This is a genomic window from Cohnella sp. GCM10012308 (genome assembly GCF_042649185.1).
Lineage (GTDB): Bacteria > Bacillota > Bacilli > Paenibacillales > Paenibacillaceae > Cohnella.
Genome location: NZ_JBHRYU010000036.1, coordinates 1 through 14,366, shown reverse-complemented (window position 1 = coordinate 14,366; position 14,366 = coordinate 1). Strand labels below are relative to the sequence as shown.

At 61.3% G+C, this 14,366-nt stretch carries 13 protein-coding genes; 3 read left to right on the top strand and 10 right to left on the bottom strand.

Annotation, left to right across the window (positions count from 1 at the left end):
* Positions 1-199: 199 nt before the first annotated feature.
* The 3 genes from melA to ACFOTD_RS28500 are packed head-to-tail and all read right to left on the bottom strand — an operon-like array spanning position 200 to position 3,777.
* Positions 200-1,612: an alpha-galactosidase gene (melA, locus tag ACFOTD_RS28510; RefSeq protein WP_378123352.1), complete on the bottom strand. Its 1,413-nt coding sequence runs from the start codon at positions 1,610-1,612 to the stop codon at positions 200-202.
* A 24-nt stretch (positions 1,613-1,636) separates the two neighbouring features.
* Positions 1,637-2,686 carry a Gfo/Idh/MocA family protein gene (locus tag ACFOTD_RS28505; RefSeq protein ID WP_378123351.1) on the bottom strand — a complete coding sequence of 350 codons (1,050 nt, stop codon included), beginning with the start codon at positions 2,684-2,686 and terminating at the stop codon, positions 1,637-1,639.
* Between the two features lie 5 nt (positions 2,687-2,691).
* A complete protein-coding gene (locus ACFOTD_RS28500; RefSeq protein WP_378123350.1) occupies positions 2,692-3,777 on the bottom strand; it encodes an FG-GAP repeat domain-containing protein in 1,086 nt (361 codons plus the stop codon).
* Between the two features lie 153 nt (positions 3,778-3,930).
* On the opposite strand from ACFOTD_RS28500, the gene ACFOTD_RS28495 reads away from it, so the two are divergent.
* The gene (locus ACFOTD_RS28495) at positions 3,931-4,758 is read left to right on the top strand and encodes an AraC family transcriptional regulator (RefSeq protein WP_378123349.1); all 828 of its coding nucleotides are present in this window, start codon (positions 3,931-3,933) and stop codon (positions 4,756-4,758) included.
* A gap of 623 nt (positions 4,759-5,381) precedes the next feature.
* On the opposite strand, the gene ACFOTD_RS28490 is transcribed toward ACFOTD_RS28495, so the two are convergent.
* The 7 genes from ACFOTD_RS28490 to ACFOTD_RS28460 all read right to left on the bottom strand — a co-directional run bounded on the left by ACFOTD_RS28490 (position 5,382) and on the right by ACFOTD_RS28460 (position 12,333).
* Positions 5,382-6,281 carry a hypothetical protein gene (locus ACFOTD_RS28490; protein WP_378123348.1) on the bottom strand — a complete coding sequence of 300 codons (900 nt, stop codon included), beginning with the start codon at positions 6,279-6,281 and terminating at the stop codon, positions 5,382-5,384.
* Between the two features lie 146 nt (positions 6,282-6,427).
* Positions 6,428-7,585: a CapA family protein gene (locus ACFOTD_RS28485; protein WP_378123347.1), complete on the bottom strand. Its 1,158-nt coding sequence runs from the start codon at positions 7,583-7,585 to the stop codon at positions 6,428-6,430.
* Positions 7,586-7,772: 187 nt separating this feature from the next.
* The gene (locus ACFOTD_RS28480) at positions 7,773-8,540 is read right to left on the bottom strand and encodes an SDR family NAD(P)-dependent oxidoreductase (RefSeq protein ID WP_378123346.1); all 768 of its coding nucleotides are present in this window, start codon (positions 8,538-8,540) and stop codon (positions 7,773-7,775) included.
* A gap of 16 nt (positions 8,541-8,556) precedes the next feature.
* On the bottom strand, positions 8,557-9,399 hold the full coding sequence (locus tag ACFOTD_RS28475; protein ID WP_378123345.1) for a fumarylacetoacetate hydrolase family protein: 843 nt from the start codon (positions 9,397-9,399) through the stop codon (positions 8,557-8,559).
* A gap of 14 nt (positions 9,400-9,413) precedes the next feature.
* Positions 9,414-10,412 (bottom strand): galactitol-1-phosphate 5-dehydrogenase, encoded by a 999-nt coding sequence (locus ACFOTD_RS28470; protein WP_378123344.1) that lies wholly within the window; start codon positions 10,410-10,412, stop codon positions 9,414-9,416.
* 13 nt (positions 10,413-10,425) lie between these two features.
* Positions 10,426-11,577 (bottom strand): mandelate racemase/muconate lactonizing enzyme family protein, encoded by a 1,152-nt coding sequence (locus ACFOTD_RS28465; RefSeq protein WP_378123343.1) that lies wholly within the window; start codon positions 11,575-11,577, stop codon positions 10,426-10,428.
* A 120-nt stretch (positions 11,578-11,697) separates the two neighbouring features.
* A complete protein-coding gene (locus tag ACFOTD_RS28460; protein ID WP_378123342.1) occupies positions 11,698-12,333 on the bottom strand; it encodes a GntR family transcriptional regulator in 636 nt (211 codons plus the stop codon).
* 87 nt (positions 12,334-12,420) lie between these two features.
* Between ACFOTD_RS28460 and ACFOTD_RS28455 the strand changes: the two genes are divergently transcribed.
* Both ACFOTD_RS28455 and ACFOTD_RS28450 read left to right on the top strand, forming a co-directional pair.
* Positions 12,421-13,050 (top strand): GntR family transcriptional regulator, encoded by a 630-nt coding sequence (locus ACFOTD_RS28455; RefSeq protein ID WP_378123341.1) that lies wholly within the window; start codon positions 12,421-12,423, stop codon positions 13,048-13,050.
* 263 nt (positions 13,051-13,313) lie between these two features.
* Positions 13,314-14,207, top strand: coding sequence for an SMP-30/gluconolactonase/LRE family protein (locus ACFOTD_RS28450; RefSeq protein WP_378123340.1), 894 nt, complete (start codon positions 13,314-13,316; stop codon positions 14,205-14,207).
* Positions 14,208-14,366 lie beyond the last annotated feature (159 nt).

Here is a 14,366-nt window from a genome sequence, read left to right as displayed (position 1 = left end):
AAAAAATGAGCCGCCCCATCTTCCGTTATCAACAGCGCCTCCTTTTCGCGATTATTTAATTACATATCATTATACTATATAAGTTATTATATCATGTCAATATTAAGTGGCCGGGAAAGCGCAGAAAGAAAAAAGCCCGCTCCGGAGTCTGCATCGCGCAGACTCCGGAGCGGGTGATTCGCTTTTACGCACTCTTTTGCTACTTGGCCAGCTCGCCGAACCGCGAGAACACCGCCAGCGCCGGATCGATCGGCACCTCCGCGCGCGCGAGGCCCGCCGGCGTCTCGATCGTCGGCGTCGGACGCGGCAGGCGCCCTGCGAACTGCGGCAGCCACTGCTGCTGCGCGGCCAGCATCTCCGTGACCATGTCGCGGATCTCCTTTAACGTCAGCACCGACGACGTGAGCGGATCGAGCGCGATCGCCTGCACGACCGTCTCCGGATCGCCGGACTTGGCCGCCAGCACGGCCAGCCGCTGCACGTTGATATTGGTCATGTTGAGCGCCGCGCACTGCGGCGGGATCTCGCCGATGACGGTCCGGTGAATGCCCGTACGGTCCGCGAACACCGCGCCTTCGGCGCAGCAGTCGGCCGGCAGATTGGAGATCATGCCGTTATTGCGCAGGTTGCCGCTGAACTTGAACGTCTTGCCCGTCTCGAGCGCCTCGATAATGTAGGCGCAGTACTCCACGCTGCGCGGCGGCAAGTCGTAGGATTCGTCCGCCAGAATGTCCTGGTCCTTGTACTTGTCGGCGACGTACGCGCACCAGGTGTAGTACGCGCCGGATTCTCCGCCGAACGACGGCTCGTCGCAGTACAGGTCGAGCGCCTTCTGGTTTTTGCGGAACCACGGCACGTACTCGGACAAATGCCCCGTCGACTCGGTCATGAAGTAGCCGAAATGGCGGAACACCTCGCCGCGCACCTTCTCGTTGACGTAGAATTCCGGCTGCTCGAACTTGTCACGAAGCGCCGGGTACAGATCCTCGCCCTTGTGGGACAGCTTCGTGAACCAGCCCATGTGATTGATGCCCGCCGAGACATAGTCGATCTCTTCCTTCGGCACGCCGGTATAGCCCGCGATGAGGTCGAGCGTCGTCTGTACCCCATGGCACAGGCCGACATACTGAATGTTGGTCTCGCCGAGCGCCCAGCAGATCATGGCCATCGGATTCACGTAGTTAAGGAGCGTCGCGTTCGGGCACAGCTCCTCCATATCCCGCGCCACGTCCAGGATGACCGGAATGCTGCGCAGCGCGCGGAATACGCCGCCCGGGCCGAGCGTGTCGCCGATGCACTGGTCGACGCCGTACTTCATCGGAATCTTGTAGTCCAGCTCGAAGGCGGAGACGCCGCCTACTTGAAACGACGTGATGACATAACTGGCGCCGGCCAGCGCCTCCCTGCGGTCGGTCGTCACGAGCACGCGCGACTTGAGCCCGTTTTTCTCGATGACCTTGTCGGCGAACGCCTTGACCTGCGAGGTTTTGCCGGTGGAGGGGGCCATCAAAACGAACTCGGTGTCCTCCAGCTCCGGCGTGGCCATGATGTCGAGCATCAGCGTCTTGCAAAAAACGATGCTGCCCGCTCCGATGATCGCGACTCTTCTCATCGTACGATCCCGTCCCTTCGCGCTTTATTGGTACTGCTGCATCAAGCGGATATAATCCCTGGCCAGCTTCAGGTCCTCGAGCGCTTCCTTCGAGTCGCACGGCGCCGGCCGCTCGCCGCGCACCGCGGCGATGAAGTTCATCGCCTGCTTCCGCATGGCGTGCAGGTTCGGCATGACGGGAATCTCGTAGGAAGGCGCGCCGTTGCCGTCCTTCATAATCGTGACCTTGCCGGCTTGCTGGCGGGCCAGCGGCGGCGGCAGGTCGACGCGGACGAAGCCGCGCTCGAAGCAGACGAGCAGGCTCTCGTGCCATTCGATCGACGTGTTGTAGGGCGCCATCTCCAGCGCGACCGTGACGCCGCCGTCGCTCTCGCCCGCCAGCAGCACGCCGCGACGGTCCGCGAACGTGATCTTGTAAGGCTCCCGCAGCAGGAAGCGGATCGCGTTAACCTGATGGATGTAATAGTTGACGAAGGAATCCAGATGGCGGGTCTCTTCGTCCGTGAAGTAATCGGGTCCCGGCTCGACCGCGACATTCGGATAAGGTTCGTCCGAGTTCAGCGGCGCATCCGCGCCTCCGATCCAGTCGCCCGGCGGCATCGTGACGCGGACGTACTGCATTTTGCCGTACTCTCCGCTTGCCTTCCACTGCTCGATGACGGCGCTTGCGTGCTCCATTGCAGGATCGGAGCGCTTGTGGTAGCCGACCATGTGCAGCGTCTTGTATTCGTCCGCGATCCGGACCAGCTCCTCGCCGGCCTCGACGGTGAGCGAGATCGGCTTCTCGGTAAACACCGGGATGCCGGCCTTCAGAATGTCGGGGATGAGGTTGATATGCGTGCGGTACTGCTGCGGCGCGACGATCGCGTCGACCTTCGCATCGCTAAGCAGATCCAGGTGATTGGCATACACTGTCGGGACGCCGTAGCGGTCCGCGACCGTACGCGCGAGCCCCGGGCGTACTTCGGCCAGTGCCACGACCTCGCATTGATCGCGCAATACCGTGTAGTTGGACAGATGCGCCATTTGCCCCATGCCGCCGACACCGACGAATCCGATCTTCAATTTGCTCAATGCGCTCACTCCCTGGGTCCCAAGTTTTCGAATAAATAAAGGCCTTCCGTGCCGGGCGCGACGATGTCGGGGTAGCCGTTGCCGGTGATATCCTGGATCCACATATAGATGCCGTTGCCCGAGCCTTCGCCCGCGGGGCCGTAATCGATGACATACTTCTCGAAGGCGCCGCCGTTGATCTTGAAATAGTACAGGAACAGCGGATCGTCGAAGCCCGGATCGTTGTCGTGCGCCAGGTAGCGCTTGCCGGTGACGAGCTCAAGCTCTCCGTCGAGATCGAGATCGACGAGCATCAGATCGTGATACTGCGAGGCGGTCGTATCGATATCGTGGCGGATCCAGCTGCGGGAGCCGTCCGCCTCCCGGGCTTGCTCGTACCAGTGCAGGCCGTAGTCATGCGCCTGACCGACGATCAGGTCGCACAGGCCGTCGCCGTTCACGTCGTAGCCGATGACCGGCACGCTGGCGGACCCGAGCGAGAACTCGGGATGGAACGTCCACGGTCCCGCGAACGGATCCTCCGGCTGCTCCAGCCAGCCGTTCGACAGCACGATGTCCGTCCGCCCGTTGCCGGTAATGTCAGCGAAGCCCATGCCATGCCCGCTTTTCCCTTCGGAGATGACGGTCTTGCTGAACCTCCCGGTCCCCTTGCCGTTCTCGTCTACGATCAGCTTGTAAAACGCTTGCGGCGACTCCGGCGTATTAGGGAAAATCTCGGGCACGCCGCAGCCGTCGATATCGAAGTAGCGGATCGTCTCGATCGGCGTGCTGGGGTCGATTTCGATCGTCTCCCACTCCGCGTCCGGGTTCCCCGGATTGCGGCGCCACTTGAGCGCGCCTCCCCACCAGGAGCCCGTCACGATGTCGATCCGTCCGTCCCCGTCCACGTCCATCGGGAAGTCGGAAAAGTCATCCCGGTAATGCGCGTAGGTCGCCAGCTCGCAGATCTTGTGTTTTCGGACGAAATCGGGGCCCTCGTACCAGTAGCCGCCGCTCACGATATCGAGCACGCCGTCGCCGTCGACGTCGAAAACGGAGCAGGCTTCGAACGTCTCGTCGCTCAGCTTCCGCTTGTTGAATTGAATGGGCATGCGTATGTCCCTCTCTCCGCCATACTATGGATTCATTATGAAAGCGCTATTGAATGTCTTATCGCTTATAATCTACAATACAGACATATCAAGGGACAATGCGGAGAGTTGCGGGATTTGGCTATTGAAAATTGAGATTGGAGGCATGTGGCCATGCGGCATTCAATCGTCGCCGGGAAGCCCGAGATCCTTAGCGGATCGCTCATTCACGGGAGCAAGGAGTCGCCCTTCTATTTCCCGCTTCACCAGCACGAGCTGAACGGCGAGATTTTCCTGATCACGGAGGGAGAAGGAGAATTTCGCGTGGACGGCAGGTTCTACCGCGCCAAGGCCGGCAGCTTGCTGCTGTACAATCGGGGTGTCTGGCACGAGGAGCGGTCGACCAGCGACAAGTTCGCCGCCGTCTATGTCGCCTACGCGGGGCTGCAGCTGCAAGGCATGCCGGCCGACTGCCTGTCGAGCGGCGCCCAGCCGGCCATGCTGGAGCTCGGCGAGCACTTTTTGCCGGTGAAGAAGCTGTTCGTCGACATGATCGAGGAATGGAGCAGTCCGCTGCCCGAATCCGCCGTCGTCGCGAACGGACTGCTCCATGCGCTGACGGGCCGGCTCGCGCGGCTGCTGCATTATTCGGCGGAGGACCACGTAAAAAAGCGCCCGCATAAGGAGACCGTGCATCTCGCGAGGCGCTATATGGAGGAGAATTATCCGTTCGACGTGACGCTGGAGACGCTCGCCAGCCTGACTTATACGAACCCGTACCATTTTATCCACGTATTCAAGGCGGAGACGGGCATGAGCCCGATCCAGTACTTGATCCGGTACCGCATCGAGGTGGCCAAGCAGTACCTGGAGTCGACGCGGCTGCCGATGGCGGAGATCGCCGAGAAGGTCGGGTACAAGAGCGATACGTACTTTCAGAATTTGTTCAAAAAGACGACCGGGATGTCGCCGGGGCAGTATCGGGCTGCGAGTCGCGCATGAAGGAGCAGGGTTCTTTTGCCCGCCAGCGCTGCTCTTCCGCCAACTAACGTCGCTCTTCCACCCGCCAGCACCGCTCTTCCACCAACTAACGTCGCTCTTCCGCCCGCCAGCGTCGCTCTTCCGCCAACTAACGTCGCTCTTCCGCCCGCCAGCGCTGCTCTTCCGCCAACTAACGTCGCTCTTCCGCCCGCTAACGTCGCTCTTCCGCCAACTAACGTCGCTCTTCCGCCCGCCAGCGCTGCTCTTCCGCCAACTAACGTCGCTCTTCCGCCCGCCAGCGCTGCTCTTTCGCCAACTAACGTCGCTCTTCCGCCCGCCAGCGCTGCTCTTCCGCCAACTAACGTCGCTCTTCCGCCGCAATGCCTGCAAATATACATCTTTTTTTGCCGATATCGCCTCCATCGGACCAAAAAATGCGAAAATGCAGGTATTTTCCTTCATCAGCCGGATTTTCGGCTTGTGCTGCGAATTTACCTGCACATATGCAGGTATTTCATCACGTGGCGCCATTCGGCAGGAAATACATGTATATATGCAGGTTTTTGGGGCCCGCAAGCCGCCGAAAAGCTCCGGCATGTCGAATTCACGCCTACCTGCCTACGAATTGCCGCCAATGTTGGGAGCTAGACACCAACCGCCCGCTTCTTGCTGCCGATCGTCCTCGCCTCGCGCAGGACCCGGCGCAGCGCCGACGCGCCGGCAGCTAGCGAGACCAGGAAGCAGGCGCCTGCCGCGACCGGCAGCGGCGACCATGCCAGAAGGGCGCTGCCGTCTATCGTCTGCCAGCCGATCGCGGCAAGGCCGAGCAGATACGAGATGCCGGCGATATGGACGATAGCGCGCCGAGCCCGCCCGTTCGCGGTGGTACGCTCTACGAGCCAGGCGACCAGCGGCACGGCCTGCAGCGCATGGAAGCCGAGCCCGTGCAGCCAGATGATGTTGCCGTCCGCGCCGGTGAACCGGCTCTGGCTGACAGAGATCCAGATGCCCGCCGCGAACGAGACGGTGACAGCGATCATGGCGTAGCGGATGCCGATTGCCATTTCCGGACGCAGCCTGTAAGCTCTTGCACGGAAAAACTGAACGCCGACATACAGATAAAACACGATTAGCAGCATCGCGACGAACCCGAAAATATTGCCTACCGCTTGGTCAAACGCCGAGCCGTTCTCGACGAATCTCGGATTGACGCCACAGAAGTTTTGAATCGTCTCCGCGCCATAAGCGTATAGCGCGAGACCGATATACCCCCTTCGGAACCAAAGCCGGCTTCGTTCGCCCAGCGCCGACAAAGGCATGATCGCCGCGGTCGACAACAGAAAAATGCCCAGCGCCGCGTTGAACGAGAACGCCTTGGAGATGTCACCTCCCGGCGCGACCTCCCCTCCATTAATCAGCGTCCATATCCCGCACAGCGCCGCCAGCATAAATCCGAGGAGGCCGGTCAGCACCAGCCCCATTTCTCCTTCGAACAATCGTCTGCCTTGCTTCGCTCCATGATCGATGTCGTCCAGCACCTGCATCTCCGCCGCATCCCTTCCCGTGAGTTGGTACCCTCACTTTACTGGAAAGGACTGGCATGCCGGAACGGCCTTAAGATGAGTTCGCGGCCGGACCTGAAGAGGTTCCGCCGCTCCGCCGGAGGTCGTGCACGCGCGCCGCCGCGCGTTTATTTCTGCTCGAGGAAAGCCTGATCGTGCAGCTCTACGCCGTAAGACAAGTCCTCCAGATAATCGAGCTGCGCGGCTTCGTACGCCGCATCCCGGTTCACGATCCGGTTGTTCCGGATGGAGAGAGGGTGAAAGGATACCGTGACTTTCCCTTTATCCAATGTAAGATTGAGCAGCCCCGTGTCCGCCTTCTTTCCCTTGACGTAGTCGGGAAAAAGGAAGTTGCCGATGGAGTACGCGATCGGTTTGCCCTTATGGAACTCGAAGCCCTGCAGCACATGCGGATGGCTGCCGATAACCGCGCTGGCTCCCGCGTCCAGCATGTCCGCCCCCAGCTCGCGCTGCCAGGGCTGCGGCGAAGTCGTATTTTCCACGCCCCAATGGATAAAAACGAGGACATAGTCCGCATCCTTGCTCGCGGCGCGAATGGCCGCCAGAATCTTGTCCGGCTCATAAGCGCTGGCTACGCCCGGCTTCTTGTCGGTCGCCTTCCAGGCGGTCGTCGGCATGAAGCGCGTCACCGCGCCTATTTTAACCGTAGCGCCGTTCAACTGAACGGTCTCGAAGCGAAACGCCTCCTCCTCGTTCAGGCCCGCGCCGACATGACGCAAGCCCGCCTTCTCGACGTTTTTAAGCGTATCTCTTAAGCCTTTCTCCTTATAATCGAGCACGTGGTTGTTGCCGAGCGACACCATATCGAAGCCCGCGTGCTTGATCCCGTCCAGCGAGCCCGCCTCCGATTTGAAATTAAAGCGCTGGTTCAGGTCTTTAACCGACGCCTCCGTGACCGACGTCTCCAGATTAAGCACGGCATAATCCGCCTTGCTCACCTCGTCCTTAATCCGGGTGAACGGATAATCGGCGCCGTGCCGGCGGATCGCTTCTTTGACGCTGCCGTCCATCATCGTATCGCCCGCGAAAATCAAGTTAATCGGCTTCTTCTGCTTGACGGAAACCGGAATCGGTGTCGCCTCGCCCGCCGGCGCGCCGGTCTGGGAGAGGGCCTGAGAAATTGGTGTGCCGGCATGCGAAGCAGGCGGCTGTGTATGGGCAGCGCCGACGTGCTGCGCAGCGGAGCCGCCTAGCGGCTGCGCGCCGCATCCGCTCAGCGCCGCGGCGACGGCCAACAGGCCCAATGGTTTGCGCCAACGTTTCAAAGTCGATCACCTCGTCATCTTTTTCTATCAATGTATCAACCGAATATTTCAAAAATGCAGAAAGGTTGTATCCATCCGGTAACGAACCGGTAAACAAAAAAGCATGCGCGAACGCTCGGAAAGCGTTCGTGCATGCTTGGTGTTTGAAAAACGGATGCTTCATTAGGATGAAATGGCGAAATGGCGACTAAAGCTCCACAGTCATGCCGCCGTCTGCGACCAGCGTGGCGCCCGTCATGAACGAATTGTCGGGACTGGCCGCGAACATGACGACGGAGGCGATCTCCTCCGGCTGCCCGACGCGGCCGATCGGCTGCGACTCGTCCCATTGCTTCATAATCTCGTCCCGCGGCGTATCGAGATTTTTGACGCTGCTCTCGAGCATCGGCGTCCGCACCGCGCCCGGCAGCACCGTATTGGCGCGGATGTTCTGCTTCGCGAAGTCGAGCGCGATCGCCCGCGTGAGCCCGGCGATGCCCGCCTTCGACGCCGCGTAGGCCGAGTAGCCGTCCAGCGTCGCGAGCGCGTGCACCGAGCTGACGTTCACGATCACGCCGCCGCCCTGCTCCAGCATGACCGGAACGACGCCACGGCAGAACAGGAAGACGGAGGTGAGATTGTTCGTAATGACGCCGTTCCACTGATCCAGGCTCATGTCGGTCAGCCGGACCTGCGGGCATACCGCCGCGTTGTTGACCATGACGTCGATCCGCCCGAACGCCGCGCGCGCGTCCTGAATGACCCGCGTCACGTCCGCTTCGGACGAGACGTCGGCGGCCATCGCGACCGCGCGTCCGCCCGCCGCCGCGATCTCGTCGACGACGTCCTGCACCTTCGACAGCGTGCGGCCGACAGCGACGACCGATGCGCCGGCGTCCGCGAACCGCATGGCGACCGCGCGTCCGATGCCGCCTCCGCCGCCCGTTACGATCACCACTTTATTTTCCCAGCTCATCACCGCACCTCGCCGTTCATCGGATTTGCTCGGACACGAACGCATTGCGCAGCGTGCCGATCCCTTCGACCGTCGCCTCGACGACGTCTCCAGGCTTCAGCCACACCTGCGGCTTCTTCCCCATGCCGACGCCCGGCGGCGTCCCCGTGCTGATTATGTCTCCCGGCCGGAGCGTCATCGTATTGGACAGGAACGAGACCAGGTACGGGACGTCGAAAATCAGTTCCTTCGTATTCGAATCCTGCATCGTCTCTCCGTTCAGCTTGAGCGAGATGCCGAGCTTGCCCGGATCCGCGATCTCGTCGGCGGTCACGATCCACGGTCCGGTCGGCGCGAAGCCGTCGATCGCTTTGCCGCGCGTCCATTGGGGCTCGTTCAGCTGAATGTCCCGCGCGCTCACGTCGTTCAGCACCGTATAGCCGAACACATAATCCATGGCCGATTCAAGCGGCACGCGCTTCGCCGTCTTGCCGATGACGACAGCCAGCTCCACCTCGTAGTCGCACTGCGTCACTTCGGCCGGGATGGCCACTTCGTCCTCGTGCCCGGTCAGGCAATTGTTGTATTTGGGAAACAGGACCGGAACCTTGGGCACCTGCATGTTGGACTCGATCACGTGGTCGTGATAGTTCAGCCCGATGCAGACGATTTTCTCCGGATCGGTGAGCGGCGACAGCAGCTTCACGTCCGAAAGGCGGTAAACCGCTCCTTGCTCCAACGCCTGGGCGTCTCCCGCCTCGATGACGTCCCGCATCGTCCCCGCCGCGTTCAAGGCGACGATCTCGTCTTCTCCTCTAAGTGCGCCTACCTGAAGCTTACGCGCTTCATCCTGTCTATCGTAAAATTGCACGAGCTTCATCCAAGCTGCGCCTCCTATTCAATCGTTAAAAAGATTTTCGCGATTTTGCCCGGTCCGCCGATCAGCTTCTCGAAGGCGGCGCCGCCTTCGCCAAGCGAAGTCGTCTCCGTCCATGGCAGCAAATTGATCCGCCCCTGCCCGATCCAGCGCAGCGCCGTCTCGAAGTCGTCGCGCGAGTAGGCGAACGCGCCCTTCGTGCCGATCTCGGCACGAATCATATCGTTGACCGGCAGCCGGCTGTCCGCCTCGTGCAGCCCGGTGAAGACAACCGTCCCTCCCGGCCGCGCGGCCGCCGCGCTCCGCTGCCGCGTCGCCTCCGCGCCGACGGCGTCGATCACCGCGTCGAACCCTTCGCCGATGCCGCCCGGCAGTTCGTCCAGGCTCGACACCGCGATGCCGCCCAGCTCCCGCGCGATCTCGAGCCGCGACGCGTTCAGGTCGACGACGACCGCATCGCGGATGCCGTACGCTGCCGCCGCCTGGAGCGCGAACAGTCCGATCGGACCCGCGCCGTAGATGAGCAGCCGGTCCGTCGGCGCGAGCGCGAGCAGGCGGCAGACGTGAATCGCGCAGGCGTACGGCTCGGCCAGCGCGCCCTCCGCGAATGAGACATGGTCGTCCAGCCGGTACGCGTTCCGCGCAGGCACCGCTACGAATTCCGCGAACGCGCCCGGCCGGTGCGCGCCGAGCAGCTTGCGGGCGCCGCACAGCTGCGACGCCCCGTTCAGGCAATACCGGCAGTCGCCGCAGGTGACCAGCGGATTCGCCGTCACCCTATCCCCGACTTGGAAGCGAGCCGCCTGCTCGCCTACCTGCTCGATCGTGCCCGAGAACTCGTGCCCCATGATCAGCGGCGGCTTGCGCAGCGAATTGTGCCCGAGATAGCCGCCCAGCTCGGAGCCGCAGATGCCCGCATGCGACACGCGCACGAGCACCTCGTCCGGCTGCAGCGCGGGCAGCGGAATGTCCCTGATGTTCATCGTGCGCGGTCCTTCATATACTAACGCTTTCATACCCGTTTCCTCCTCACGATTCGACCGGCTCCCGCTTCTCCCAGCCCTGCTTGAACAACGGCAGCCAGTGACCCGGGGCGTACGGATATTTGGCGGCTTCCTCCAGGTTGAACTCGACGCCGAGACCCGGCCGCTCCGGCGGCTGAAGATAGCCGTCCACGACCTTGAACGGCGGGGTGAAAATGTCCTGCGCCCACGAGTGGTTGAAGTCGTCGAAAATCTCGTGAATGAAGAAGTTCGGCGTCGCCATGTTGAGGTGGGAGCAGACGATCGAGCAGATCGGGCCCTGTGCGCTGTGCGGCGCGGTGACGCCGTTGTGCGCGTGGACCATCCCGGCAATCTGCTTGGAGGCGGTAAGGCCGAGGAATTGGGGCTCTAGCTGGATGATATGGACCGCGTCGTGCTTCAGCAGTTCGGCGAACTGCTCGCGGTTGTAATAGTCCTCGCCGCATGCGATCGGCACCGGACTGCGCCTCGCCACTTCGACGACCGACGAGATCCGTGACGGCGGCACCGGCGCTTCGAACCAGGTCGGGCTGTGGGGCGCCATGGCTTCCGCGAACTGCAAGGCGGTATGCACGCTGAACCGGTTATGCCCCTCGATGAGGATATCGACGTCCGGTCCGACGGCCTGGCGGACGGCGGCGATGTTGCGGACAGCGTTTGCAAAATCGGCCCTCTCGACGGTGCGCCAGGCCGCGCCGAACGGATCGAACTTCAGCGCCGTGTAGCCTTTTTCGACGACTTCCTTCGCCTGGTTGTAGAAGCTCTCTTCGTCGTTGCCGCCGCGGTACCAGCCGTTCGCGTAGCAGCGCAGCTTGTCGTGGCACCTGCCGCCGAGCAGCTTGTAGATCGGTTGTCCGGTCGCCTTGCCCATAATGTCCCAGCACGCGGTCTCGATCGCCGCCAGCGCGGAGCCTTGCACCTGCCCGCCGTCCGAATAGACGTCGCGGATCAGCTTGAGCGAGATCGTCTCCACGTCGAAAGGATCCATGCCGAGCACGAGATGCTTCAGCTCGTGGATCGCGGCTTCGACCGTTTTGGCCAGCCCGTTCAGCGTTCCTTCACCCAAGCCCGTCAATCCCTCGTCCGTATCCAGCTGCACGAACAGCCAGTTTTTCCACGGGTTCCCCACGATATAAGTGCGCACGTCCGTAATTTTCATGCCGCTTAACCTCCGTCTGAATAGGATGGTTTAAACGTAGCACGACGGAATTAGACGCTCAAGATGTCACACTTGTATACATCAGCGAACCGGCGCAATGGCGCTTTAGAGCATGGCCCGTCAGAGCATAATCTGCTTTACGAATTCAATGTGCTCCCGAATCAGCCGCTCGCTGAGCGACGGATCGTTGCCGGCCAGCGCGTCCCGGATTTCCCGATGCTCCTCCAGGCTGCCCCACAGCCGGCTTTTGTTTTTGTAAAACGTCGTGCGCACGGCCATCAGAAACTTGTCCTGGATCCGCGACATCGCATCGGCGTATTCTTCGTTGGCCAGCCCGGCGATGATCGCTTCGTGGAACTGCCGGTCCAGCTCGACGTAGCCGACGATGTCCTCGCGCTCCGCCGCCTCCGCCTGCTTGTCCAGATTTTCGTCCAGCCTGCCGAAAAAAGTCCTGTCCATGTTCCCCGTCAACCTGCCGACCGCGAATGTCTCGAGCGACAGCCGCAGCTCGTAGATGTCCATGATCTTGCGCAGCGAGATCTCCTGCACGACGAAGCCCTGGTTCGGCATCAGCTTCACCAGTCCCATCATCTCCAGCCGGTCCAGGGCGGACCGAATCGGCGTCTTGCTCATCTGCAGCGTCTCGCTGAGCCGCCGCTCCGACAGAAACGTCCCTCCGCCCCATTCCCCCTGGACGATCCGCTCTTTAATTTGCCGAAAAGCCTCGTCCCTCAATGTCGTACCGGTCTCGGGCATCGTCTGCGATCTTCCTTTCCGATGGCGAATGTTCTATGATTATCATACTCGGTTCAACGAAGCTCGCGAGAGAGAAGGATTTGAAGAATGGGCCAACCGACTTTGCGCCAACAAGCATACGCCCGCATTCTGGACATGATCGAAACCGGGGAATGCCCGAAGGGCTCGGTCACCTCGGAGGTTCAGCTCGGGCGCCAGCTCGACATGAGCCGCACGCCGGTCCGCGCCGCCCTGCAGCAGCTCGAGCTCGAGGGCTATGTGCGGATCGCCTCCAAGCACGGCGTGCTGATCCTCGATTCCTCGTCGCAGCGCGTGGGCGACCTGCTGGAGCTGATCGCCTCCATGGCGTTATTCGCCGTCAGCGCCGTTTTCCCTGCCGGACAGGAATCGCTGCGGAGCTGGTCGCGCGACAAGTCGGAAGCATACCGCGCCTTGAGCGACGATGATCCGGAGAACTTAGGCGCCTTGGCTGCGTTTGAATATGAGCTGCTGAACGAGCTGATCCAGCGGTGCAACAACGGCGAGATGATCAAAACCTTTCAGACTTCGGCCTCCCGCCTGTTCTGGCATCGCAACGTCTGGCGGTGGCAGGCGCCGCATGCAGGACGGACCCGCGCGCAGGTCGCCAAGCTGATCGAGGCTGCGGGCGAGCGTCCGGAGGCGTTCCGGGAGGCGCTGTTCGACTACCTGCATACGCTCAAGCTGACGTGGCAGTAAGGGGTTGCAAAAAGCCTTTGCGCAGAAGCCTTTGCAGGTTTTTTTGGCAGAATGTCTTCGGTAGGTTTTTTGGGCAGGTTTTTTTGGAAGCATCTTTTGGGGGTTTTTTGGCGGTTTTTTTTTGGTGGTTTTTTTGGCAGAATCTTTTGGCAGGATTTTTATTGCATAAACGTGAGTATTGCGTCTTGAGCGCGGCGCGGACAGCATGTTAAGTTAAGCGCATACAAATATGTCTACTTAAACAAAAATGGAGGTTCGACAAGATGACGGCAGATTCGAAAATAACGGTGTCGCTCGCTAGCGACGCGCAAGCCCAGTTGGGCGAAGGGCCTGTGTGGGACGCGCGCGACGACAGTCTGTATTGGGTGGATATTTTGTCTCACCGCGTGTACAGCCATCGTCCGGAGGAGCCGAATAGCGACCGCGCGATCGAGCTATCGCCTTTTGTCAGCTCGATCGTGCCGCGCCGCTCGGGCGGCTTCGCGCTAACGCTGCAGGACGGCTTCTACGGATACGATCCGGCAACTGCCGAGCTGACGCTGCTCGCCGAGGTCGAAGCGTCTCTCCCCGGCAGCCGGTTCAACGACGGCAAATGCGATCCCGCGGGGCGATATCTGGCCGGTACGATGTCGATGGATGAAGAAAAGGGCCGGGGAACGCTGTACAGCCTGGACGAGGGGCATTCTGTCAAGCCTCTCGTGCCCGACGTCACCATCTCCAACGGACTCGCCTGGTCCGGCGACGGCGCCACGCTGTACTACATCGACACGCCGACGCGATGCGTTTATGCCTTCGACTACGACATGGCGTCGGGGGCCGTGTCCAATCGCCGCGTCGCTGCGGATATTCCCGAGGAAGAGGGCTTCCCCGACGGGATGACCATCGATGCCGAGGGCATGCTGTGGATCGCCCATTGGGGCGGCTGGCAGGTGACCCGCTGGAACCCGGCGACCGGCGAGAAGCTGCTGTCCGTGCCGGTGCCCGCCTCGCAAGTGACCTCCTGCGCGTTCGGCGGCGAGCAGCTGGACAAGCTGTATATCACTACGGCACGCGTCGGCCTCGACGAAGCCGCATTGGCGGCTCAGCCGCACGCGGGCGGACTCTTCTGCGCGGATGTCGGCGTTCGGGGGCTACCGACGGCGCAATATTTCGGCTAAACGGCTGCACTGGGACCGATAGCGGAAATATGTTCACTAGCGTTGCATAAAAGCTGCCTTGGATTGAGGAGTTTCCTCAAAAAGTGCCTTAATGTAAAATTTTACATCCGCATTTCGCTCGACTTTTTAAAAAGAGCAGAGGCATGCTACAGTAGGTTG

Excerpts from the sequence above, each read along its gene's own strand:
- ACFOTD_RS28480 (WP_378123346.1), bottom strand. The coding sequence starts at position 8,540 with ATGAGCTGGGAAAATAAAGTGGTGATCGTAACGGGCGGCGGAGGCGGC.
- ACFOTD_RS28495 (WP_378123349.1), top strand. The coding sequence starts at position 3,931 with ATGCGGCATTCAATCGTCGCCGGGAAGCCCGAGATCCTTAGCGGATCG.
- ACFOTD_RS28450 (WP_378123340.1), top strand. The coding sequence starts at position 13,314 with ATGACGGCAGATTCGAAAATAACGGTGTCGCTCGCTAGCGACGCGCAA.
- melA (WP_378123352.1), bottom strand. The coding sequence starts at position 1,612 with ATGAGAAGAGTCGCGATCATCGGAGCGGGCAGCATCGTTTTTTGCAAG.
- ACFOTD_RS28470 (WP_378123344.1), bottom strand. The coding sequence starts at position 10,412 with ATGAAAGCGTTAGTATATGAAGGACCGCGCACGATGAACATCAGGGAC.
- ACFOTD_RS28475 (WP_378123345.1), bottom strand. The coding sequence starts at position 9,399 with ATGAAGCTCGTGCAATTTTACGATAGACAGGATGAAGCGCGTAAGCTT.
- ACFOTD_RS28500 (WP_378123350.1), bottom strand. The coding sequence starts at position 3,777 with ATGCCCATTCAATTCAACAAGCGGAAGCTGAGCGACGAGACGTTCGAA.
- ACFOTD_RS28490 (WP_378123348.1), bottom strand. The coding sequence starts at position 6,281 with ATGCAGGTGCTGGACGACATCGATCATGGAGCGAAGCAAGGCAGACGA.
- ACFOTD_RS28465 (WP_378123343.1), bottom strand. The coding sequence starts at position 11,577 with ATGAAAATTACGGACGTGCGCACTTATATCGTGGGGAACCCGTGGAAA.
- ACFOTD_RS28455 (WP_378123341.1), top strand. The coding sequence starts at position 12,421 with ATGGGCCAACCGACTTTGCGCCAACAAGCATACGCCCGCATTCTGGAC.
- ACFOTD_RS28460 (WP_378123342.1), bottom strand. The coding sequence starts at position 12,333 with ATGCCCGAGACCGGTACGACATTGAGGGACGAGGCTTTTCGGCAAATT.